The following is a 22736-nucleotide window of genomic DNA, read 5'->3' on the forward strand; positions in this document are numbered from 1 at the left end:
GGATCCAATGTTCGTTCCTTCGCAGAATAAGTCGCCCATGGAACTAAATGTAGACGTTTGCATAACCGTTCGCCTCATGTTGACGAGAAATATTATAAAGAATACATCTTTTGTAATATTTTGATATAAGTAAAGTATCACGAATTAATACCAGAAGTGCTTTCTCCAAGAGTCGGTTTGAGAGTTTGGTTTCTTTAGGCTCATGTGGCTCGAGAGACGCGGGTCCGCATGACCACGATCGGGCACAAACTGAGCGTTGGCCTGCGCCGAATGAGAGATCAAATTGGTTGCTGTGGGATCGGCGCCCGGAGAAGCCACAGGCTCAGTGAGTCCGGTTGATTGCGGCGGGCTGGATGGGCGAGTTGGCTTGCTTGAGGTTCGCTGATCCGTTCGCCGCCTCCAGGTGCTGAAGTTCCCGCAACACTTTGTTGCCTCTCTGATTAGTGATTATAGAATTCAGAAACTTTATAGTTTATTCGGCTTGACGAATCGATTGACTGCAGCGAATCCGTCCATCTCTTTACGTCGAAAATAAATCGCACGACCACAGCGGATCGGGCCGTGCCCCTGTACGATAATGATCTGTTCATCCTTGCGCATCGACTGGGTGATTTCGTGCGGCATGATGAGCGCTCGACGCTGGAAGTTGACGTTTTCAGACTTTCGCGATGCGTTGCCTTTTATATCCCATCCGATGTTGCGAGAGCTACCCTTCACTTCGACCGTCATCTCCCCGCATTGCGCCGATACATTACGTGCGGTGTCGAGTGCCTTGATCGCGGCGTAGCTCGCGAACGCGCATCCATCGATCCATGACACTGCTCCGTCTTTGCCGAAATGGCGCTCCAGCTGGCCAACCGACTGGTACATCAGCATCATGCTGATCCCATATTTGCGGCCGCGATCACGTGCCTCTTCCAGTGCCTGCATATAGCCAAGCAGGTCGACCTCATCGAGCATGAACAACACCCGGCGCTGGAATGCGCCATCCGCCTCAATCATTGCGTTGATTAAAGAGCCGATGATTACGCGCCCGATCCCCGGATAGGAGCGAAGAATCGATGCGGGAATATTGAGGAATACGTCCTTTTGGCCTGCGACCATCTCGGCGGTTTTAAAGCTGTCGCCGCAGACAAGGGCCGCGTAATTGCCGAGGGATAGCCATTGGGTATCCTTCGATGCGGTGGAATAAACGCCGGAAAACGTCTGCTCGGTCATGTTGACGAAAACGCCAAGCGTCTCGCGAATGAATGTCGAGGCTGAATGTTCCTGAACTTCGCGTAGCATAGCAAGAACCGATGTCTCCGGCTCGGAAACGATCTGACGCAGGCTGCGCAGATTGCGTCGACCGGAAAATTCTGGCGAAAGCATTACATGCGCCAGAAGCCCGGTCAGCAGATTGTGTGCTTGATTCTGGAAAAAGGAACCTGTTGAACTTTCGAAGCGCACGCTCTCCGACAGCAGCATATGTGCAATGCCGACAATGTCTTCCTCTTTCTTCGTCGAAGTTTCAATCCCGTCAAGAACATTGAAACCCGCGCTGGGATTGGTCGGGTCGAGCACGATGACTTCGCGCCCGAGCCTTTTCCGGCGATGCTCGATTACCATCGACGCAACCTCGGATGAAGGGTCGAGGCAAATGATCGGTCCGGTATAGACCAGTGCTGTTGGCACAACATTGCTGGTCGTTTTATATCCACCTGATCCCGCAAAAAACAGCATGTGGGTTGAATCAAAATCCTGATTGTAGGTGAGGAGGGGCGCTTTTCCGCCGCGCCCCCATGTAGACGGATCGTTTGGATCGAATGGCAGTTTATGGATGAGTTCCTTGTCGACACGATAGCGCTCGCCAACAACGATTTCTCCGTCTTCTGGAAAGAGTTGTGCTGCGGCTGACATAGGTAGCCAGTCTGCATCTCCGAAGATTCCGCGCCGGGCACGCTTCACCGTTTTGGGCACAACGCTTGAGATGCGTGCCGATACCGCCACAACAATGAAACCAATCGCAGCACTTGCAACGGCCACCATATCGAGAAAGGACAATGTTTGGTCCCATCGCAACGCGCCACTTTCAACGAACGGTGAGAGGCGGGTGATCTCGCGCAGCGTGTAGAAACCCGAAATCAACAAAAAGCACGAGAGGCTGACCAAGGCGACTGGTCGTCGTCGGTGCAGCGGCAATAAGCAAACCGTAGCGAGCCCGCCGAGCGGTCCCAACAAGAGCGCTGGCATAGGTGACGCCCGCAGGAACCAGTATTGGGCTTCTCCCGATAAGTCACCAGCTAGTTCTGGCCAATGCCAGTTCGTGACGTAAATGGCAAAACTGTAAATAACGATCGGCACAAAAACGAACAACCGACCCGGATGCGGTATTGTTCTTGCCATCATTCGGCGGCCTCGCCTAGTGAGCTGAAATTGGCCTGTGACGCTTCAGCTCGGAAAGCAATTTCGCCAATATAATGTAAGCGCCGATATTCGGACGTGTCGGCTGATAATTTCGCCAGTTCCAGCAGTCCGCCCAAAAGGAAGGTCCGATCGGCCGCCGACAATCCTGCACGAACGACAATTGCCCCGAGCATGAATTTCTTTCGCGCTTCCTGTTTCCGGTCCGCCGCCATGAGGAATTTTCGCCGCCGCTCCAGCATCGCAATCTGGCTCTCCACGCCGCGGATAAGCTGTCCCACCAAAGCTGCTCCTCTCCGTTTCGCGAAATCGCGCGGTGATTTCTTCGAGCCTGGTATCGACCTCCTCATCGATGATTTTGCTGCCCGTCAGTCTTGTCTTTGTTGCAGCGTGTGCAAATCGGTCTGCCGATTTTACTATCAGTAGTTCTTTGCGTTCGTGCAGCTTTGAAATTTGCGCGTCGAATTCAATGATTATTGATTTTATAGACAATATTCTTTTTCCTCTCCGGCGAACAATCTTGCCATTAAAAATTTAACTAACTAGAAAACATTAGTTAAACAAGTTATCGTATGCAAGACCCGTAATGACGATGCTGGAAATTGTAAGCGGGTTGTCTTTCGGAAAAGCGGCATAGGGTCCGCTACCGGATGATTTGAGGGTAACGGTGCGTCGCTTTCGCTGTGTGCTTGGAAGGTCAGGAGGAAAGTCATGGCGATCATGTTCATCAGAGCGCAGCTGATCAGCAGGGGAGCGGGGCGCAATATCATCTCGGCCGCGGCCTATCGCCATCGCACCCGAATGACGGACGAGCAGACCGGAACCTTGTTTAACTATCGCGGCGGCGACGATGATTTGGTCCATGAAGAACTGGCGTTGCCGGAAGATATTCCAGCGTGGCTGAGGTCAGCAATCGAAGGCAAGACTGTCGCTGCGGCAAGCGAGGCGCTCTGGAACGCAGTCGCTGCTTTTGAGACACGTGTGGACGCACAGCTTGCCCGTGAACTGATGATTGCACTGCCGGAAGAACTGACGCGAGCGGAGAATATTGCCCTGGTGCGTGAGTTTGTCCGAGACAATCTGACTTCGAACGGCATGGTCGCCGACTGGGTCTATCACGACAAGGACGGCAATCCACATATCCACCTGATGACAACGCTCCGACCCCTGACAGCGGAAGGGTTCGGCCTCAAGGTCATGCCTGTTCGCGACAATGACGGAAAGCCACTGCGTATGGCAGCACGGGACCAGTCGAAGGGCCGGATTGTCTATACAGTCTGGGCTGGTGACAAGAAGACGATGAAGGCATGGAAGGTCGCCTGGGCGCAAACAGCAAGCCGGCATCTGGCACTGGCTGGCCATGACATCCGTCTGGATGGGCGCTCTTACGCCGAACAGGGTCTTGACGGGATTGCCCAGAGGCATCTGGGACCCGGAAAGTCGGCGATGATGCGCAAGGGCGTCGAGATGTATTTTGCACCTGCCGATCTGGCGCGCCGGCGGAACATGACCGACCGGCTGCTTGCAGATCCGGGACCTCTCCTCAGGCAGCTTGGCAACGAGCGCTCCACCTTTGACGAGAAGGATATCGCAAGGATCATCCACCGCTATGTCGATGATCCGGTGGACTTCTCCAATATCCGCGCACGGCTGATGGCATCGAACGATCTGGTACTGCTGAAGCCGCAGCAGGTCGGGCGACTGACTGGTCAGGCAACCGAACCTGCAATCTTCACCACCCGCCAGATCCTGCGCACCGAATATGACATGGTTTGCTCAGCCGATGTTTTATCGAACAAGAAGGGGTTCGGGATTGTCGAAGCAAAACGGCTGGCTGCCGTGCGGTGCGTCGAAACGGGCGATCCACAAAAACCGTTCAAGCTTGATCCCGGGCAGATCGAAGCCATTCGCCATGTTACTGGCGACAGCGGTATCGCTGCCGTCATCGGGCTTGCCGGTGCAGGCAAGTCGACATTGCTTGCAGCTGCACGCCTTGCCTGGGAAAGTGGCCATCATCGCGTCTTTGGCGCTGCACTGTCCGGTAAAGCGGCTGAAGGACTGGAGGAGAGTTCCGGTATCAGATCGCGCACGCTTGCCGCGTGGGAACATGCCTGGAATAACGGGCGCGATCAGCTAAAACGCGGTGACATCTTCGTTGTCGATGAGGCCGGCATGGTCTCCTCATTGCAGATGGCGCATGTGCTGAAGGCAGCAGAAAAGGCGGGCTCAAAGGTTGTTCTGGTCGGCGATGCAATGCAGCTGCAGCCAATTCAGGCGGGTGCGGCTTTCCGGGCAATATCGGAACGGATCGGTTCAGCCGAGCTTGCTGGTGTGCGCCGGCAAAGGGAACAATGGGCGTGCGATGCCTCAAAACTCTTCGCTCGTGGCAAGGTCGAGGAGGGACTGGATATCTATGCCAGGCATGGGCACCTGATCGAGGCGGAAACCCGCGACGGGCTTATCGACCGGCTGGTCAGCGACTGGACAGAGGCGCGCAAGAAAGCGATCGCACAGGCACCGGCAGGGCGAGGGGGGCGGCCAGAGGCGGGGATTGGAGAGAAAGGCCGTGGTGGCGGGCATCGAGGTGCCGAGCTACGGGGTGATGCGTTGCTGGTATTGGCGCACACAAACAAGGACGTCCGCAAGCTGAATGAAGCTTTGCGCCATGTGATGATGGAGGATGGAGCGCTCACAGCTGCGCGCAGCTTCCGCACCGAGCGAGGTATGCGGGAGTTCGCTGCAGGCGACCGGATCATCTTCCTGGAAAATGCCCGCTTCCTTGAATCACGTGCAACAGGGTCTGGCCCGCAATATGTCAGGAATGGCATGCTTGGCACGGTGGTATCCACTGGCCATGCACTGCGTCGTCCGCTTCTGTCTGTCCGGCTCGACAGTGGCAGCGAGATTGTTCTCAGTGAAGACAGTTATCGTCATATCGATCATGGCTATGCCGTAACGATCCACAAGTCGCAGGGCGCGACCGTCGATCGCACGTTCGTGCTTGCCACCGGCATGATGGATCAGCATCTGACCTATGTGTCGATGACCCGTCATCGCGATCGGGCTGATCTTTATGCGGCACGCGAGGATTTCTGGCACAAGCGGGAATGGGGGGAGAAACTCCGTATTGACCATGCGACCGGTATGACCGGTGAACTGGTCGCAACCGGCCAGGCAAGGTTCGGGGCGCAGGATGAAGATGTTGCCAAAAGCCCCTATGTCGATGTGAAGACAGATAACGGTACGGTCCATCGCCTTTGGGGTGTCAGTCTGCCCATGGCACTATCCAGGTCTGGAGCCTCCAGAGGGGATACGGTCACGCTTCGCAAGGATGGCGTCGAGACTGTGTCAGTAAAGGTTGCAGTCCCTGATGCGCAAGGCGGCAAAAGGCACCTTGAGGAACGCACGGTCGACCGCAATGTCTGGACGGCGAAACTGGTTGAAACCGCCGATGTGCGCGGGGAGCGGATTGCAAGCGCAAGCCATCGGCCGGCATTGTTTCGGCAACTGGCCGACCGCCTTGCTCGTTCAGGCGCCAAAACCACTACGCTCGATTTTAGGAGCGAGGCTGGCTATCAGGCCCATGTTGATGACTTTGCCCGCAGGCGTGGTATCGACACACTTGCCGAAGTTGCAGCCGGCATCGAGGCAGGGGCAACCCGCCAACTGGCGTGGTTTGCGCAAAAGCGCCACCAGGTTGCAAAACTGTGGGAGCGGGCAGGCGTGGCGCTCGGCTTGGCAATCGATCGGGAACGCAACACGTCCTATCATGAGGAGCGGTCCGAAAGCTTCGCCATGCAAAATACAGGCGTTTCAACACCTGCAATTCAACGTTCTCTCAGTTCCCCCAAAATCCGCCTGCCGGACAATGGCGATGAGGGCCAGGAAGCTCGCACAGTACCGCCGACGCTTGCTGCCGTGACAAAGTTCAAGACATCGGTGGAGGTTGAAGCGCGCGGGAGGGCAGTTGCCGCAATCCATTATCGTCATAACCGATCGGCACTTGCTGAAACAGCATCTCGTATCTGGCGCGATCCCGCCGGTGCTGTCGACATGATCGAGGCCCTGATCGAGAAAGGCATTGCAGGCGAGCGGATCGCGGCAGCCATTGCCAATGACCCGGCTGCCTATGGTGCCCTACGCGGTTCCGGCCGTATCGTGGATAAATTGCTTGCCACCGGTCGTGAACGAAAAACCGCACTTCAAGCCGTATCGGAGGCGGGAACCTGTGTCCGCTTACTGGGATCCTCGTGGACGAGGGCACTTGATGTGGAGACCAGAACAATCCGCGAGGAGCGCGAGCGTATGGCGGTTACCGTTCCTGGATTGTCATCAATGGCAGACGTCGCGCTGCGGAGGATAACAGAGGCGATGAAGAAGAAGGGTGCCAGGCTCGAGGACGTAACGGGTTCGCTTCAACCTCATATACTTCAGGAATTTGCGACGGTGAGTAAGGCACTCGATCTCAGATTCGGGCGCAACGCCATCCTGCGTGGCGAAAAGGCCGTCATCAATCGCCTGTCGTCAGCACAGCGACCAGCCTTCGAAGCGCTGCAGGGCAAGTTGGAGATTGTTCAGAAAACGGTACGTATCGGACAGGCCGGGCAAGTAGCAACGCAGCGCCAGCTTCGGGCGCTTGACCGCGGTCACGACATTAAACATTGATTATTTGGAAGAGCCGGCGCCCCTCCCATGCCTTTACCACAGGTTCCGGTCGCGGCAGGTTTTTAACAGTGCCAGTGTGAACTTCTGGGTATGGCGTAAAACGGACCTGCAGTTAACGTTCGTTCTGATGTTTCTTGACAATCAACCTACTAGAAGGTAGTCATACTAATGAGCAATCTATCTACAACCTCCGACGATATTCTCAGTTGCGCCAAAACCCTGATCATATCGGGTGGGTACAATGGGTTCAGCTATGCGGACATCGCCAGTGTCGTGGGCATCCGTAAGGCCAGTATCCATCATCACTTCCCGAGCAAAGTCGATTTGGTGAAAGCACTGATTGTGCGGCATCGCGAAGACACGGAAGCCGGTTTTGCCAATCTGGAGAGCAAGGTTGTCGATCCGCTTGAGCAGTTGCACGCCTATACGGAATATTGGAGTGCGTGCATCACTGACGGGACAGCATCCTTCTGTGTGGGTGCGCTTCTGGCAAGCGAACTTCCGGTGCTGCCTCAGGAACTTATTCCCGAGATTCAGGCCTATTTCCGAGCCTTATCGAGGTGGCTGACGTCGGTTCTCACTCGCGGTGCACAACTAGGTCGTATCCGCTTGATAGAAGGGCCTGAAATCGAAGCCGAAGCCTTTATGGCGACCGTCCATGGTGCGATGTTGTCGGCAAGAGCCTACGGCGATCCGAAAACGTTCTCGCTGATAGTTGAGCCATTATTGGGCAGATTATCGGCAGCATAGTAAATCTCGTTCAACGACAATGGATTTTGCGAGAAAACTACCAACTGGTAGGGAGGTGATTGTGACAATTGAGCTGCGATGCCTAGCTGCCTCCTGCATTCTGGCGTTACTGTCTTTGAACATTCTCCGGCTAAAACGGTGCCGGATGTCTGGGGATCCCGATCCTGCGTACCTAACCCCATTTGCTATTGCGGTGCTGGTGGCGCATGCAGCAAACATCTCGAATAGAGCGACCATCGCAGGTGCGACACTATTCCTCGTAGCGGCAGTTGTTGGGGGGATCAGTGTATTCTTGGAAAATGCTGCAACGGCAAGGTTGGTGTATGTCATTGCTACCGTCGGTACAGTCTTGATCTTTTCGCAACTCGTTTGATGTCCTGGGTGGTTGATAGAAGAAACCACTCAAAAAACTACCTACTAGTAGGTCTGTAACTTGATAGGAGTACTTGATATGTTTGGAATTTCCCCGCTTGGCTGGTTGCACACAATTGGCAGTTTGCCTGCCATACCTTTGGCCATTTATATGCTTGCCCGGTATGGGCGGATCGTGCCCCGCTCAAAATCCGGTGTCGTCTATTTTGTCTCAATGCTTATTGGTGCCGCCACGACATTTCTCGTCGCACACCAGCCTATTAGCTATACTATCGGCGCAGCAACGATGGTTCTGCTGATTGCGGGATATGCAGTTGGATACTTGCCGATTTTTGGTCGTGCGATCCGCTATCTGGAAACGGTTTTTCTGAGCCTTACGGCATTTCTGCTGATGGTTCCGGCGGTAAGCGAGATTTTGCGTCGCGTGCCGGATGGGCATCCTTTCGTGACCGATCTCAAGTCACCACTACTGCTCGGCGCCCAGGCCAGTCTGCTGTTCATCCTCATTGTGGGACTGACGGCTCAACTCATCAGCCTGAGGAAACAGAACACAAGGTGACTGTATGGAAGGAGAATTTCGAGTTGTTTACTGCATGAAATTCAAAGATCGCGGGGAACGATCAGCTCGGTCGAAATCATTTCGGGCTGATCGGTTGCTTGAGCCGGCTCGTCCAGAAGCTCAAATGCGCGCTCAATCATTGCTTGGACATTCTGACGGATCATAACGACCGGGAAGTGGAGAACTTCAATGAAGGGATCCCAATCGAAACATCCGATAGAACACTCTCGAACCTCGTCAACCGGAAGTGTTTTGAGAAAGCTGACGACGCCTTCAAAAGGGCTCGTCGAATTGACGAATAGTGCTTCCGGTAGTCCGTTCAGTTTGTTGTAGATATCACGGATCGTCCTTGCTGCGATATCGGGATCATAACCATTCGTCATGATGGCATCGGCGTGAACCGGAAGGTTCAACGCAGTCAGCTCGTCTTGATAGCCCTGCACTCGCGCACGTGTGTTGTGGTCGCCGTCTACCCCGCCAATGAAGTAGAAACGGCTTTCTTTCCGAGGTGGCCTACGACGAGCAATTTGTTGTGTGAGCTGACGGGCGCCATCATAATTGTCACTGATGACGGAAGCGCCGTGTTTTCCTGGAAGATCTACATTGATATGTTTCAGGTGAGCCGTTTCACAGAGCCTGGCAACACTGTCCGGATCAGTTGCGCCAGCGATCAACAAAGCGTCGACATTATGGGCGATCAATGTTTCCACGGTGCTGCGTTCTTGTTGCGGGTCGCGCAATGTGCTGGCCACGACGGGGACAAGATTGCGTGAGCGTGCTACTGTTTCAAACGAAGCTGCCATCGAACTGAAATAACGATTGTCCAGCATTGGCAAGATCATGCCGATCAGACCGGAATTTGATATGCGCAGTCCTCGTGCCTGGAGATTGATTGTATAGCCAAGCTCGCCCGCTATTCCTCTGACTTTATCGGCCGTTGCTTTGGTAATCCTTCGGTTTTTCCAGGATCCATTCATAACGGAAGCAACGGTCGAAGCGGATACGCCCGCTCGCTCCGATATATCATAGATGGTTACTTTCCGGGGAATACTCATCAAGTGCGCTTATCCGTCTGAATTGGTGCCTAATCTTAGCGGGCCGATACCGGCCGCTGCAAGTAGGAGCGAGGGGTAATCCAATCTATTCCTCCGTCACTTTCCTCTTGACCAGGTGCCGGATGTTGAGCGACAGTAGTACTGCACTATCGATGGTGCAACATGTTTATACCCCAGGTGGTGCGATAAGCAGCAAAGCAAAGCAGCGCCTCAGGAACGGCATTCATGGAGTGGGAGGCCGCTACAGGGGAAAATATGGGTGGAGCGGCGGATCAAATTCGCCCGCAAGTTTGTGCGAACCAGAAACTGAAAACAGTGGGAGTGAGACATGAGAAATATACTTGGTAAGGCAGCTTTTGCTGCGGTGGTGCTATCATCTTTCGCAAGCAGTGGCGCGCAGGCGGAAGTGAAGGATGCAGTAGTCGGCTTTTTGATGCCGGATCAGGCGTCAACACGTTATGAGGAGCGCGATTATCCGGGCTTCGCTGCTGAGATGAAAAAAATATGCGAAAGCTGCAAGGTGCTTTATCTCAACGCCGATGGCGATGCGAGCAAGCAGCAACAGCAGTTTAATTCGGTCATTTCGCAAGGCGCGAAGGTCATCGTGCTTGATGCGGTTGACACAGCAGCGGCAGCTTCGTTGGTCAAGCTCGCTCAGTCACAGGACATCAAGGTTATCGCTTATGATCGCCCGATTCCGGACGCAACCTCCGATTTTTACGTGTCATTTGACAATGAAGCCATCGGCAAGTCGATTGCGGAATCGTTGGTTAAGCACCTGAAGGACAAGGGCGTCGCGGGTGACAAGGGTGGCGTTCTGCAGATCAATGGCTCACCGACCGATGCCGCAGCTGGTCTCATCAAAAAGGGTATCCATGCCGGACTGAAGGATAGCGGTTACAAGACGCTTGCCGAATATGACACGCCTGAATGGGCACCAAGCAAGGCTCAGCAGTGGGCGAGCGGCCAAATCACTCGCTTCAATGACCAGATCGTCGGCGTCGTGGCTGCCAATGACGGCACTGCAGGCGGCGCGATTGCAGCCATGAAGGCAGCCGGTATCGATCCGCTCCCACCGGTCACGGGCAATGATGCGACGATTGCCGCACTACAGCTCATCATCTCGGGTGATCAGTACAACACAATCAACAAGCCATCTGAAATCGTTGCTGCAGAAGCCGCACGCGTGGCTGGCCAGCTTCTCAACAGCGAGACCCCGAAGGCTGAAGCCACGCTCTACAACACGCCATCGAAGCTTTTTGTTCCTGTGGTTGTGACAGCTGAAAACCTCAAGGCGGAGATCATCGACAAAAACATCGTTTCAGCTGAAACGCTGTGCGTCGACCGTTATGCCGATGGCTGCAAGAAGCTCGGTATCACGAAGTAACCCAACCATAGCGTCCGGCATCGGCCGGACGCATTCTTTCCCCGTGCGTGTTATCATGTGCGGTGGACGTTGGGGAAAATTGCGACACCCAGGGAAAAAGCAAACATGTCCCAAGATCACAAAGCCGCTGCGTCCTCGCGGCAACCAGTGCTGCGTCTAAGCGGCATATCCAAGAATTTTGGCGCCGTTTCAGCGCTCACCGATATCGATCTGGAAGTCTTTCCGGGCGAAGTTGTCGCTCTTGTGGGCGATAACGGCGCGGGGAAGTCGACCCTCATCAAGACGCTGGCAGGCGTTCACCAGCCGACATCCGGCGCAATCGAATTCAATGGCGAGAAGGTTACCCTTTCGTCGCCGGGTGATGCGCTCGGCCTCGGCATTGCGACGGTCTTTCAGGACCTGGCGCTGTGCGAGAATCTCGATGTCGTGGCCAATATCTTCCTTGGCCGCGAATTGAGCCCCTACCGCCTCGATGAAGTGTCGATGGAAATCAAGGCTTGGAAGCTTCTCAACGAGCTTTCCGCACGTATTCCGAGCGTGCGTGAGCCCGTCGCCTCTCTTTCAGGCGGCCAGCGCCAGACGGTTGCGATCTCGCGTTCGCTGCTGCTCGATCCAAAGCTAATCATGCTCGACGAGCCAACGGCAGCGCTGGGTGTCGCACAGACGGCTGAAGTTCTCGATCTTATTGAGCGTGTCCGTGACCGCGGGCTCGGCGTCTTGATGATTAGCCACAATATGGAAGATGTGCGCGCGGTGGCAGACCGCATCGTCGTTCTGCGGCTTGGCCGCAACAATGGTGTTTTTTATCCGGATTCCTCGAATGAGGAACTGGTCGCAGCCATTACTGGCGCGAGCAGCAATTCCGTTTCCCGCCGCGCCGAACGGCGTCAAGCGCAGCATGATGCCGGTGAGACCCATGATGGGGGAGAAGCATAATGAACCAGGCAACGGGAAATACCCCTCTTGATCGCCAGGATACGCGGGTGCGCCACGATGAAGGCGTTTCAGGTGCGTTGCGCAGTTTCTTTGATCGTGTTCGTTCGGGCGATCTTGGATCGCTGCCGGTTATCGTCGGTCTCATCATCATCTGGACCGTTTTCCAGACGTTGAACCCGGTCTTTCTATCGAGCAACAACCTCGTCAACCTGTTGTTCGACTGCTCGACCATCGGTGTGATCTCACTCGGTATTGTCTGCATCCTGATGTTGGGCGAAATAGATCTTTCGGTCGGTTCGGTCAGTGGTCTGGCTTCGGCTATCGTCGGCGTGCTCTGGGTCAATCATGGCTGGCCTGTCGGGATCGCGATGCTGGCGGCGCTGTGTGCCGGCGCGCTGATCGGCCTGCTTTATGCCTTTCTCTATAACCGCTTCAGCATGCCAAGCTTTGTTTCAACTCTGGCCGGTCTGCTGGCAGCGCTTGGCCTTCAGCTTTATCTCCTTGGCAATACGGGCTCAATCAATCTGCCTTACGGCTCGTGGCTCGTGAGCTTCGGCCAACTTCTGGTGATGCCGCGTCCGCTTTCCTATGCACTGGTGCTGATTGCCGGGCTTGCCATTTTTTTCACTGGTTTTCGTTCGGCGCAGCGTCGACGCGAAGCCGGTCTGTCGACACCGTCGTCAGTTGGGATCGCGCTCAAAGCCATCATCATCACAATCATTGTAGGTGGTGCGGTGTTCTACCTTAACCAGTCGCGCGGCGTGCCATGGATGTTCGGACTCTTCGTGGCGTTAGTCATCGCGATGAACTATGCGCTTACCCGCACAAAATGGGGGCGGGCCATGCAAGCAGTCGGCGGCAATCGTGAAGCAGCGCGCCGTGCCGGTATCAATGTGAAGTTCATCTATATGTCGGCTTTCATGACCTGTTCTGTTCTTGCTGCAGCCGGTGGCATCCTGGCAGCATCTCGTCTGGCATCGTCCAGTCAGCAGGCCGGCACCGGTGACGTCAACCTCAATGCCATCGCGGCAGCCGTCATTGGTGGCACTAGCCTTTTCGGTGGTCGCGGCAGCGCCTGGTCGGCTCTGCTCGGCATTATTGTCATTCAATCGATCGCCAGCGGCCTAACGCTGCTCGATCTGTCGTCTTCGCTTCGCTACATGATCACAGGCGCAGTGCTCGCAATCGCGGTGATCGTCGATTCTCTTGCCCGCCGCTCGCGCCAGTCGCACGGTCGCGCTTAAAATTTTAAGGACTGAAAAATGGCTCAGGATCTCAACGGAAAAGTTGGCGCTGTAACTGGTGCTGCCTCAGGCATTGGCTGCGAATGTGCAAAGCATATGATTGAAGCAGGTATGACCGTGTTTCTCGTCGATCGTGACGAGAAGGCGCTGAATGAAAAATGCGCCGAGCTAGGCAACCAAGCCAAGCCTCTGGTCATTGATCTGCTCAACCCGGCTTCGGTTGCCACCATGATGCCGCGGATACTCGAACAGGCCGGCCAATTGGACGTGTTTCACGCCAATGCTGGCGCCTATATTGGCGGCCCTCTGTGGGAGGGCGATCCAGACGCTTGGGACCGCATGTTAAACCTCAATATCAATGCAGCCTTCCGCACCATTCATGCGGTGCTGCCGCATATGATGGAACGCAAGACTGGCGATATTATCATGACCAGCTCCGTTGCAGGCGTCGTGCCGGTGATCTGGGAGCCGATCTATACAGCATCCAAACATGCCGTTCAGGCTTTCGTGCACACGGTTCGTCGTCAGGTTGCCCCGCATGGAATCCGCGTTGGCGGTGTTCTGCCCGGCCCAGTCGTGACCGCACTCATCAGCGATTGGCCGAAGGCCAAGCTCGATGAAGCGCTTGCCAATGGCAGTCTGATGGAGCCGAAGGAAGTTGCGGAATCCGTTATGTTCATGCTGACCCGCCCGCGCAACATCACCATCCGTGATTTGGTTATTCTTCCGCAGAGTCTAGATCTGTAAACAGGAGCGACCATGACCAGCTATTATCTGGGCGTCGATGTAGGCACCGGCAGCGCCCGCGCCGGCCTGTTTGACGCCAGCGGTACCATGCTTGCTTCGGCAAAGCGCGATATCACCATCTGGCGCGAAGCAGGCAGTGTTGTCGAGCAGTCGAGCGCCAATATCTGGCAGGCCGTGTGCGAAAGTGTGCGCGAAGCAGTCAGGATTGCCGGTGTCAATTCGGCAGACATTGCCGGTATTGGCTATGACGCGACATGCTCGCTGGTCGTGCTGGGCGAGGGCGGCAAGCCGTTGGCCGTTGGCCAGTCAAACGATCCGGCGCGCGACATCATTGTCTGGATGGATCATCGCGCTGTCGAACAGGCAGAGCGGATCAACGCGACCAACGCCAAGGTACTCGACTATGTTGGCGGCACCATTTCTCCCGAGATGGAAACGCCGAAGTTGTTGTGGCTTAAAGAAAACAAGCCGGAAACGTTCGCCGCTGCCTGGCAGTTTTTCGACCTCACCGATTTTCTCACATGGAAATCCTGCGGTAGTCTTGCCCGCTCGGCCTGCACCGTTACCTGCAAATGGACTTATCTCAGCCATGAAAAGCGCTGGGACGAGGCTTATTTCCGTGAAGTCGGCCTTGGCGAGTTGGCGGATGAAAATTTCGTTCGCATTGGTACCGACGTTCGCGCGGGTGGCGAGAAACTTGGCGGCTTGAGCGAACAGGCTGCGACAGAACTTGGCCTGATGCCGGGCACAGCAATTGCCGCCGGACTGATTGATGCTCATGCAGGCGGTATCGGCACTGTCGGAGCACGTGGTGCGGAAGGCCGGATATTGTCGCGCATGGCCTATGTGTTCGGCACCTCGGCCTGCACCATGACCACCACCGAACAGCCGGTCTTTGTGGATGGTGTTTGGGGTCCGTATTATTCCGCGATGGTACCGGGTTTGTGGCTCAATGAAGGCGGTCAGTCGGCTGCGGGGGCCGCTATTGATCATCTGATCCACATGCATCCGTTCGCTGTGGAAGCCGAAAAGCTGGCGGCAGCTCAAGGCATGGGTTTGGCTGACGGTCTTGCAGCCGAAGTCGAGGCTAGAGGTGGTGTTGAAAATGCGCAGGCGATCATCGGTGACATTCATGTCGTGCCGGAGTTCCTCGGCAATCGTGCACCGTTCGCCGATCCCGATGCGCGCGCGATCATTGCTGGGCTGGACCTTGATGCGGGAATCGATAGCTTGACAGCGCTTTATCTCGCTGGGCTGTGCGGCCTTGGTTATGGTGCGCGACAGATCGTCGATGCGCAGAAGGCAAAGGGCATCGTGACAGACACTATCGTCGTCTCGGGCGGAGCAGCACGTTCGCATCTGGTGCGACAGGTGCTTGCCGACACGACAGGCCTTGTCGTCGCCGCCTCAACGTCGCCGGAACCTGTTCTGCTCGGCTCTGCCATGCTGGGTGCGCTGGCGTCGGGTGCTTATTCCGATCTTGCTTCCGCAATGCTTTCCATGTCGGAACTTGGGGAGGTGAACAGGCCGGATGCCGGGCGAGCCACATGGCACGACAGGCGTTTTGAGGCTTTCACGCTATTGCAAGCAACCGCTCGCAAAATTCGCTCGGCTCAAATGCGCTAGACTGGACGTTGCAAACGGCCAGTTCATATGCGTGAGAAAACGTCCGCGGCTACGTACGAGATTCTAGCGATTGACGATGACAGTCTCTGCATTTGCGTCCGCGGCAGAGACGAATGTGGTGGAACGGCTGATCTCTGCCTTGCCGGTTCCACCCTTGATCGGAGATTGACTGGAACAGACTGATAGCAGGTTTCATGAAAACCTCTTTCAGAGTTAGCTTGAAAACATAGCTCACAATTGCGCGTTAGGCTTACCAAATCTGAACATACTGAGAGGATTGCAACTCTAACCGGTTGTGGCTATTCGCGATCCGGCAAGCGCGCGAAATGCTCCATCGTTTCATCAAGGAGCACCCATTCATGTTTCGATTGCTCGAATACAGATAGTGAGGGTGTTACAAAAGCCGGATCGGCGAACGAACCGACTGCTACTCCAATCACGGAGGGAGCAGCTTCGGGTAGCCAATAAACGGTTGAGCCGCAGTTTGGACAGAAATGCATCCGGACCTTGCGACCGCTTTCGGCTATCCGAACGAATTCAGTCGATGCACCAGAAATTTCAGCGCAATCTGATGCATAGAAAGCATTCGCGCTGAACGGCGATCCTGTCCGTCGCTGACAGGCGAAGCAGTGGCACAGTGCCGTCAATTGTGGTGGCCCATGAGGCGTTACTCTAAGATTTCCGCAAGCACATTGAGCATAGGTCATGGATTCCTCCTGCATGGCGAGATCGCATCAGTTGAAATGGAAATGGAACACAGCCCGAACGGCCAGGTGGCTCGGGTGGAAGCTGGCGGAGGCTTTGACTTAGACAAGCAGTCGTTCGGTGCCAGCCCATCTTGGGTTTCAGCTGCAACGTTGGCAATAGCTGAACCGAATAATGCATATTATTACCGCTTGAAGTTCTATCCGCAACCGCGATTAAACAGAATTTCTCACGCTTGCTTTTGTGCAAGATATTGCGGACGTTATTGCCTGATCTCCCACCCGGGAGAACACATGGGAGGAAAGACATGCAGCATTACAAACTGAAATCGCTTTCCCTTGCCGTTGCTATTGCCGTTGCTGGCCATCTGCCTTCGGCCTACGCGGCATCACCAGCCCCGGCGGAAGGCCAAAACGGCATGGTGGTTACGGCCCAACATCTTGCCTCGCAGATCGGTGTCGATGTGCTCAAGAAAGGCGGCAATGCCGTAGATGCGGCTGTCGCGGTCGGCTATGCGCTGGCGGTCGTTTATCCGACTGCCGGCAATCTGGGCGGGGGCGGTTTTATGACTATCCGCTTCAAGGATGGCAAGACCACTTTTCTCGATTTTCGCGAGCGTGCGCCGTTAGCCGCCACCAAGACCATGTATCTGGATAACAATGGTAATCCCATCGAGGGAGCCAGTACAGAAACCTATCTCGCCATCGGTGTGCCAGGCACGGTGGCCGGCCTCGAGGAAGCACGCGAAAAATATGGGAGTCGCAAACGCGACGAACTGATCGAGCCAGCACTTAAGCTCGCCAAGGACGGTTTTACGCTTGAGCTAGGTGATATTCTCTCATTTGCCGATGGAAATGAAAGACTGGCGAAAGACGCGGCCGCTGCGAAAGTTTTCCTGAAAGACGGAAAGCCGCTTGGCTTGGGCGAGAAGCTTGTTCAGCCAGATCTGGCAAAGTCGCTCTCGGCCATTTCGGAAAAGGGCAGATCGGCTTTCTACCAGGGCGATATTGCCGATCTGATCGTCAAATCGAGCAAGGAAAATGGCGGCATTCTCGCCAAGGCCGATTTCGAGCAATACAAGGTCCGTGAGTTGGAACCGGTCAAGTGCAGCTATCGCGGTTACGAGATCGTCTCATCGCCGCCTCCTTCTTCGGGCGGATTGATTATCTGCGAAATCCTGAATGTTCTCGAGGGCTATCCGATTTCCTATCTGGGCTATGGTTCCGCTGAAACCACGCGTTTGATGGTGGAAGCGATGCGCCACGCTTATGTCGACCGCAACACGGCATTGGGCGACCCGGATTTCATCGACAATCCAATCGAGAAGCTTACCAGCAAGGCCTATGCAGAAGAAATTCGCGGCCGCATCGATCCTTATCGCGCTGGTGTCAGTGAAGCGCTAAAGCCAGCTGAATTCAAGGAATCCAACGAAACTACGCATTATTCGATCGTGGACAAAGAAGGCAATGCGGTTGCCGTGACCTATACGCTGAACGGATCGTTCGGCACGGCCAAGGTGGCCGAGGGCACCGGCATTCTCCTTAACAACGAGATGGACGACTTCACCATCAAGCCGGGCGTGGCCAACCTCTACGGTCTCATACAGGGTGAAGCCAATGCCATCGAAGCGCGCAAGTCGCCGCTTTCCTCGATGAGCCCAACTATTGTGTCGAAGGACGGAAAACCATTCATGGTCATAGGCAGTCCCGGCGGTTCGCGCATTATCACAATCACGCTGCAGGCAATCATGAATGTCATCGATCACGGCATGGACATTCAGGAGGCTATCGATGCCCCGCGCATTCATCACCAGTGGCTGCCTGACCGGGTCTACACGGAAGCGAATGCGCTTTCACCTGATACGATCAGGTTGCTAACCGGCATGGGGTATAAGGTCGGAGAGGATCAGGATTGGCCGGTCTGGGGTGAGGCAGCAGGCATTCTTGTCGGAGGAAAGGACATGGCGGCCATCGAAAAAGGTGGTGACAACCGCTATTACGGCGCCATTGATAGCCGCGCTGTAGCTGGCGCCGCCATAGGATACTAAAGCCGAACCGCCCTGGCGGTAACGAGTAGTCAGACAGGAAGTGAGGAGATGAGATGACTTCACGTCTCCTCACTGTTCAGTCTGATTTTGATCAATCTGCGCTTCTGTCGGTTATTCGCGCAGTCGTCAGTATCTCGACAACCATCTCCGACGCCTTATTGAGCGAACCAACCGGCAGAAATTCGTAAATCGAGTGGAAGTTGTGTGCGCCGCAGAATAGGTTAGGACATGGCAGCCCTTTTTCGGACAGCACTGCACCGTCATAGCCGCCTCGCATCGGTAGCGGTGTCGGTGCAACGCCTATTGCCTTCATAGCCTGAAGGGCGAGTACGACCGGATAACGGTTCTCGCCTTGCAGGCTGTCGGCAGCGTTTCGATAGACGGCCTTGTAGTCTACGTGAACTGTGCCTTCGCCATGGAGTTGGTTGAAACTCTGAGCTAGGTTTTCGATAAAGGCACGGCGTGCTTCGTAACCGTCCTTCGTGAAATCGCGAATATCGATAGTCAAGCTTGTCTCGGCAACGGTCCCGTGAATACCCTTGGCCCAATAATAGCCTTCAGTGCCTTCTGTATATTCCGGGCGTTCACCACCAGGCATCATAGCAATGAATTGCTGGGCATAGAGAATAGCATTGCGCAGCTTGCCCTTGGCTGACATTGGATGGGCTGGCTGTCCTTTGAAGGTCAGGCGAAATTCGCCTGCGTTCCAGTTCTCATACACGATTTCGCCAACCGCACAGCAATCGAGCGTATAAGCGAAATCGGCCTTCAGGGAAGTAACGTCGAGCGCCTTGGCTCCGAGCAGTCCGATTTCCTCATCGGGAACGAAAACGACCTTAACTGTGCCGTGCTCAATCTCGGGATGGGTGATCAGGATCTGCATGGCATGCATGATCTCGGCGATGGCGGATTTGTTGTCGGCACCCAGCAAGCTGGCGCCGTCCGTAACAATGATCTGGTCACCGACATAGCGTTCCAGTTCCGGGAACTCCGCAAGTCGCATGACAGAGCCGGTCACTTCGTTGAGAATAATATCCCCGCCCTGGTAATCCACCACATGAGCGCGGGTGTCGGTCGTATACTCGCTGGACGTATCGAGATGGGCGACCCATGCAATTGTCGGGAATTGTTGATCGGCATTCGGGATATTAGCAGGCAACGTGCCGACTACGATCGAATGATCGCGTTCTTCAACTTCCATGCCCATGGCGCGCATTTCGCTGGCGAGCAGCTTTGCGAGATCGGCTTGTCCCGCGCTCGATGGGAGATTGTCCGCATTGGGCACAGCGGTTGTGTTGATGCGGGTATAGGCTAGAAAGCGGTCTACGATATCCATCTTATTTTCTCGGCTAATGGTCAACTTGGCTCGGATTTCATCTGAGCACCAAAGAAGAATAGCGGGCGTTCCTGCCCGCTATCCGGAAATCAACGCCAGCGATCAAACCGGCGGGGACGAAGCCTATTCGTCGATATCGACATCTTCGAACAGATAGCCGCCAAAGGGATCGATACGGAAGTCTTTAACTTTCTTGCTGATGGGCTGCTCTACGATCTGATGGGCGATTGTCAGCCAGGGAGCCTGTTCCTTGAACACGACCTGTGCCTGTTCGTAAAGCTTGGTCCGCTCTGCCTGGTCGGTTGTCAGTTTGGCGGCCTGAATCAACTTCTCAAAATCCTGATCGCACCAGTTTGCGCGATTGGCACTACCTATGGCCTGGCAGCTCAAAAGTGCGGCAAGGAAATTGTCGGGATCGGCTATGCCGCCGGTCCATCCAAGCATAACAGCACCATCGCGGTCCTTGTCCAGCGAACGCTTGAGATATTCACCCCAGTCATAGGTGGCGATTTCCGCCGTTACGCCCACTTTGGCGAAGTCCGACTGAATGAGCTCGGCTGCGCGGCGCGCATTGGGCATATAGGGCCGCTGCACAGGCATCGCCCAGATCTTCATCTTCAGGTCTTTGACGCCTGCTTCGTCGAGTAACTTGCGCGACTGTTCGGGATCATAAGCGTCGTCCTTGACGTTCTTGTTATAGCCCCAGACACTTGGCGGCAGCGGGTTTACCGAAACAACTGCTGAGCCCAGATAGACCGCATCAATGATCGCAGCCTTGTTAACCGCCATGTTCAGCGCCTTGCGGACGCGCACATCGTCAAACGGCTTCTGTTGGGTGTTGTATGCCAGGAAGGACAGGTTCAAACCTTCCTTATTCAGCATTTCGACGGCCGGGTCTTTCTTCATCTCCGCAATATCGGCAGGGTTGGGAGCGGCAATGACGTGGCACTCACCCGACTTCAGCTTCTGATAACGCACCGCTGCATCAGGCGTGATTGCAAAGATGAGATTGTCGATCTTCTGCTTGCCCGCCCAGTAATCGGGATTGGCCTGATAGCGGATGGCGCTATCTTTCTGGTAGGCGACAAACTGATAGGGTCCCGTTCCGACGGGCTGCTGGCTGAATTCCGCAATACGGCCTTCCGCGACGAGCTTGTCGGCATATTCCTTGGACTGAATGACGGCGAATGTCAGCGACAGCGTCGAGATAAAAGTCGCCTCAGGATGCGTCAGCACAAATTTGACAGTGTGATCGTCAATCTTTTCGATTTTTTCGATAAGCGAAGGAAAGGAATAGGCTCCAAATTGCGGCCATGTACCTTGGTTGTAGTAGGGGTTTTCCTTGTTTCCCTGACGGTCGAAAGTAAAGATCACATCATCTGCATTAAATTCACGCGTCGGGGTGAAAAAACTTGTGGTGTGAAACTTCACGCCCTTTCGCAGGTGAAACGTATATTCCTTGCCGTCGGCAGAAACGTCCCAGCTTTCCGCGAGACCGGGTTCCAGCTCAGTTGAGCCGCGCTTGATCTTGATAAGTCCATTGGACACATTGCGCGCTGATGCGTCATAGACGGCACCGGATGTCGTCTGCGCCGCGTCGAACATTTCAGGAGATGCCTCGGAGCAATAAATCAATGTCTTGGCGAAGACTTGTCCAACTGCCGTGCTGTTGAGCGCAGCCGCGACAAGCGCGGCTGAAAATAGTTTTCCGTAAGTATTCATGAGGCTGCATTCCCTTGCTGGCGACGCGACCGACTTCGGCGGTGTGTTGTTCAGCATCGACTTTTTCAGATGATTCTAAACATCGGTGCGATTTTATATGAGCGTGCAAAGGCTCGTGAAGCAAGCTCAAAAGGTCCTAGCTCGCGCTGCCTGTTCCGGGAATTTCGGGGATCATCTGGCGAAGCAGGTTCCGCAAGATCGAACGCACGGCGACAGTGGCTGCCGATTGTTCGCGGTCACGAGGTGTGATGAGACGCACCTCGCGCACAATGGCGGGGTCCGTCAGGGGGCGGGCCACGATGCCACGACCGCGCAAGGCGGTAAAAGCGTAAGCGGGGAGAACTGCGATACCGGCATTGACCTCGACCAGTGACAGCACTGTATGAATCTGGTTGGCTTCCATGTGCGGTCGAAGTGCCAGCTTTGCCTGTTCGAAGCCGATTTCGGTTAAAAGCCGGATATTGCTCTTCTGCGTGAGCGTGATGATCGGCTGATTGTCGAGCTCGGACCAGCCAACCTGTTCATATCCGGCGAAATCGTGATCGGGTGAAACGAAAATCATCAGCTGATCGCGTAGTGCCGTCTGGCTTTCAACGTCCGAGTCTTCACCGGAAAAGGTGCCGACGCCCAGATCGCAACGCCCATTGCGAACCTGTTCGATGACGATTTCAGGCCCGACATCCTCGATCTTGATGACGAGGTTGGGGTGTTCATCAGCCACACGGCGAACCAGACGTGGAAGCACTGTCGTGCACAGCAATGGCGGGGCGGCAATACTAACCTGACCGCGCCGCAATTTTCCCAGATCGCGCACCACTTCGGCGGCGCGATCAATTTCGGCAAGACCGGCAAGTGCGCCTTCGGCAAAGGCACGCCCCGCATCGGTCAGGCTGACGCGCCGTGTAGTCCGGTCGAAAAGCCGCGCATCCAGTACCGTCTCCAGATCGCGGATCGTATGGGAAAGATTGGCTTGGGTCGTCCTGACACGCTCAGCGGCGCGGGAAAAATTTCCCAGTTCGACCACGGCTTGAAAACATTCAATCTGGCGGAGAGTCGGACGCATCGGCTCACTTATGAGTTTTTGTTTATGAATATATTCTACTTACAAGACTTCCCGAATGAAAGAAAGTCAGGCTCGATCAGGAAGACGCGGGTTTGGAGTGACCTGCCACCGAAGCGAGG

At 55.1% G+C, this 22736-nt stretch carries 16 protein-coding genes and 1 pseudogene; 9 read left to right on the forward strand and 8 right to left on the reverse strand.

All coding sequences use genetic code 11. The features are described 5' to 3' along the window. Window positions 1–465: 465 nt before the first annotated feature. From traG to CQZ93_RS26675, 3 genes and pseudogenes are all read right to left on the reverse strand, one after another. Window positions 466–2388, reverse strand: a complete 1923-nt coding sequence (gene traG / locus CQZ93_RS16185; RefSeq protein WP_105543655.1) for a Ti-type conjugative transfer system protein TraG — start codon at window positions 2386–2388, stop codon at window positions 466–468. After that, on the reverse strand, window positions 2385–2618 hold the full coding sequence (locus tag CQZ93_RS26670) for a conjugal transfer protein TraD (RefSeq protein ID WP_181153410.1): 234 nt from the start codon (window positions 2616–2618) through the stop codon (window positions 2385–2387). The genes traG and CQZ93_RS26670 overlap by 4 nt, the downstream gene beginning before the upstream one ends. A gap of 70 nt (window positions 2619–2688) precedes the next feature. Beyond that, window positions 2689–2895 (reverse strand): annotated as a pseudogene (locus CQZ93_RS26675) (TraC family protein); the annotation flags it as partial. A gap of 219 nt (window positions 2896–3114) precedes the next feature. Here CQZ93_RS26675 and traA point away from each other — a divergent pair. The 3 genes from traA (at window position 3115) to CQZ93_RS16210 (ending at window position 8749) form a co-directional block, all read left to right on the forward strand. Then, the gene (gene traA / locus CQZ93_RS16195; protein ID WP_105543657.1) at window positions 3115–7068 is read left to right on the forward strand and encodes a Ti-type conjugative transfer relaxase TraA; all 3954 of its coding nucleotides are present in this window, start codon (window positions 3115–3117) and stop codon (window positions 7066–7068) included. 168 nt (window positions 7069–7236) lie between these two features. Then, window positions 7237–7818: a TetR/AcrR family transcriptional regulator gene (locus tag CQZ93_RS16200; protein WP_105543658.1), complete on the forward strand. Its 582-nt coding sequence runs from the start codon at window positions 7237–7239 to the stop codon at window positions 7816–7818. Window positions 7819–8269: 451 nt separating this feature from the next. After that, the gene (locus CQZ93_RS16210) at window positions 8270–8749 is read left to right on the forward strand and encodes a hypothetical protein (protein WP_105543660.1); all 480 of its coding nucleotides are present in this window, start codon (window positions 8270–8272) and stop codon (window positions 8747–8749) included. 41 nt (window positions 8750–8790) lie between these two features. Here the strand turns inward: CQZ93_RS16210 and CQZ93_RS16215 are convergent, their stop codons facing one another. Next, a complete protein-coding gene (locus CQZ93_RS16215) occupies window positions 8791–9804 on the reverse strand; it encodes a LacI family DNA-binding transcriptional regulator (protein WP_105543661.1) in 1014 nt (337 codons plus the stop codon). A 328-nt stretch (window positions 9805–10132) separates the two neighbouring features. Between CQZ93_RS16215 and CQZ93_RS16220 the strand changes: the two genes are divergently transcribed. The 5 genes from CQZ93_RS16220 to CQZ93_RS16240 all read left to right on the forward strand — a co-directional run bounded on the left by CQZ93_RS16220 (window position 10133) and on the right by CQZ93_RS16240 (window position 15744). Beyond that, window positions 10133–11191 carry an ABC transporter substrate-binding protein gene (locus CQZ93_RS16220; RefSeq protein WP_105543662.1) on the forward strand — a complete coding sequence of 353 codons (1059 nt, stop codon included), beginning with the start codon at window positions 10133–10135 and terminating at the stop codon, window positions 11189–11191. A gap of 105 nt (window positions 11192–11296) precedes the next feature. Then, complete coding sequence (locus tag CQZ93_RS16225; protein WP_105543663.1) at window positions 11297–12127, forward strand: ATP-binding cassette domain-containing protein; 831 nt, start codon at window positions 11297–11299, stop codon at window positions 12125–12127. Beyond that, window positions 12127–13371 (forward strand): sugar ABC transporter permease, encoded by a 1245-nt coding sequence (locus CQZ93_RS16230; protein WP_105543664.1) that lies wholly within the window; start codon window positions 12127–12129, stop codon window positions 13369–13371. The genes CQZ93_RS16225 and CQZ93_RS16230 overlap by 1 nt, the downstream gene beginning before the upstream one ends. Window positions 13372–13389: 18 nt before the next feature. Then, window positions 13390–14118 (forward strand): SDR family oxidoreductase, encoded by a 729-nt coding sequence (locus tag CQZ93_RS16235; RefSeq protein ID WP_105543665.1) that lies wholly within the window; start codon window positions 13390–13392, stop codon window positions 14116–14118. A 12-nt stretch (window positions 14119–14130) separates the two neighbouring features. Then, on the forward strand, window positions 14131–15744 hold the full coding sequence (locus CQZ93_RS16240) for an FGGY-family carbohydrate kinase (protein WP_105543666.1): 1614 nt from the start codon (window positions 14131–14133) through the stop codon (window positions 15742–15744). Window positions 15745–16043: 299 nt separating this feature from the next. Here CQZ93_RS16240 and CQZ93_RS16245 read toward each other — a convergent pair whose 3' ends face one another. After that, a complete protein-coding gene (locus tag CQZ93_RS16245) occupies window positions 16044–16451 on the reverse strand; it encodes a GFA family protein (protein WP_105543667.1) in 408 nt (135 codons plus the stop codon). A 305-nt stretch (window positions 16452–16756) separates the two neighbouring features. On the opposite strand from CQZ93_RS16245, the gene ggt reads away from it, so the two are divergent. Next, on the forward strand, window positions 16757–18496 hold the full coding sequence (gene ggt, locus CQZ93_RS16250) for a gamma-glutamyltransferase (RefSeq protein WP_105543668.1): 1740 nt from the start codon (window positions 16757–16759) through the stop codon (window positions 18494–18496). Window positions 18497–18587: 91 nt separating this feature from the next. Here ggt and pepT read toward each other — a convergent pair whose 3' ends face one another. The 3 genes from pepT to CQZ93_RS16265 form a co-directional block, all read right to left on the reverse strand. Continuing rightward, complete coding sequence (gene pepT, locus CQZ93_RS16255) at window positions 18588–19832, reverse strand: peptidase T (protein ID WP_105543669.1); 1245 nt, start codon at window positions 19830–19832, stop codon at window positions 18588–18590. A gap of 123 nt (window positions 19833–19955) precedes the next feature. After that, complete coding sequence (locus tag CQZ93_RS16260; RefSeq protein ID WP_105545173.1) at window positions 19956–21554, reverse strand: ABC transporter substrate-binding protein; 1599 nt, start codon at window positions 21552–21554, stop codon at window positions 19956–19958. A gap of 136 nt (window positions 21555–21690) precedes the next feature. Continuing rightward, window positions 21691–22617 (reverse strand): LysR family transcriptional regulator, encoded by a 927-nt coding sequence (locus CQZ93_RS16265; RefSeq protein ID WP_105543670.1) that lies wholly within the window; start codon window positions 22615–22617, stop codon window positions 21691–21693. Window positions 22618–22736 lie beyond the last annotated feature (119 nt).

Origin of the sequence: Ochrobactrum vermis (genome assembly GCF_002975205.1) — a bacterium.
GTDB classification, from domain to species: Bacteria; Pseudomonadota; Alphaproteobacteria; order Rhizobiales; family Rhizobiaceae; genus Brucella; species Brucella vermis.

Excerpts from the sequence above, each read along its gene's own strand:
- CQZ93_RS16235 (WP_105543665.1), top strand. The coding sequence starts at position 13,390 with ATGGCTCAGGATCTCAACGGAAAAGTTGGCGCTGTAACTGGTGCTGCC.
- CQZ93_RS16260 (WP_105545173.1), bottom strand. The coding sequence starts at position 21,554 with ATGAATACTTACGGAAAACTATTTTCAGCCGCGCTTGTCGCGGCTGCG.
- CQZ93_RS16200 (WP_105543658.1), top strand. The coding sequence starts at position 7,237 with ATGAGCAATCTATCTACAACCTCCGACGATATTCTCAGTTGCGCCAAA.
- CQZ93_RS16225 (WP_105543663.1), top strand. The coding sequence starts at position 11,297 with ATGTCCCAAGATCACAAAGCCGCTGCGTCCTCGCGGCAACCAGTGCTG.
- CQZ93_RS16245 (WP_105543667.1), bottom strand. The coding sequence starts at position 16,451 with ATGACCTATGCTCAATGTGCTTGCGGAAATCTTAGAGTAACGCCTCAT.
- ggt (WP_105543668.1), top strand. The coding sequence starts at position 16,757 with ATGCAGCATTACAAACTGAAATCGCTTTCCCTTGCCGTTGCTATTGCC.
- pepT (WP_105543669.1), bottom strand. The coding sequence starts at position 19,832 with ATGGATATCGTAGACCGCTTTCTAGCCTATACCCGCATCAACACAACC.
- traG (WP_105543655.1), bottom strand. The coding sequence starts at position 2,388 with ATGATGGCAAGAACAATACCGCATCCGGGTCGGTTGTTCGTTTTTGTG.
- CQZ93_RS16215 (WP_105543661.1), bottom strand. The coding sequence starts at position 9,804 with ATGAGTATTCCCCGGAAAGTAACCATCTATGATATATCGGAGCGAGCG.
- CQZ93_RS16240 (WP_105543666.1), top strand. The coding sequence starts at position 14,131 with ATGACCAGCTATTATCTGGGCGTCGATGTAGGCACCGGCAGCGCCCGC.
- traA (WP_105543657.1), top strand. The coding sequence starts at position 3,115 with ATGGCGATCATGTTCATCAGAGCGCAGCTGATCAGCAGGGGAGCGGGG.
- CQZ93_RS26670 (WP_181153410.1), bottom strand. The coding sequence starts at position 2,618 with ATGGCGGCGGACCGGAAACAGGAAGCGCGAAAGAAATTCATGCTCGGG.
- CQZ93_RS16220 (WP_105543662.1), top strand. The coding sequence starts at position 10,133 with ATGAGAAATATACTTGGTAAGGCAGCTTTTGCTGCGGTGGTGCTATCA.
- CQZ93_RS16265 (WP_105543670.1), bottom strand. The coding sequence starts at position 22,617 with ATGCGTCCGACTCTCCGCCAGATTGAATGTTTTCAAGCCGTGGTCGAA.
- CQZ93_RS16230 (WP_105543664.1), top strand. The coding sequence starts at position 12,127 with ATGAACCAGGCAACGGGAAATACCCCTCTTGATCGCCAGGATACGCGG.
- CQZ93_RS16210 (WP_105543660.1), top strand. The coding sequence starts at position 8,270 with ATGTTTGGAATTTCCCCGCTTGGCTGGTTGCACACAATTGGCAGTTTG.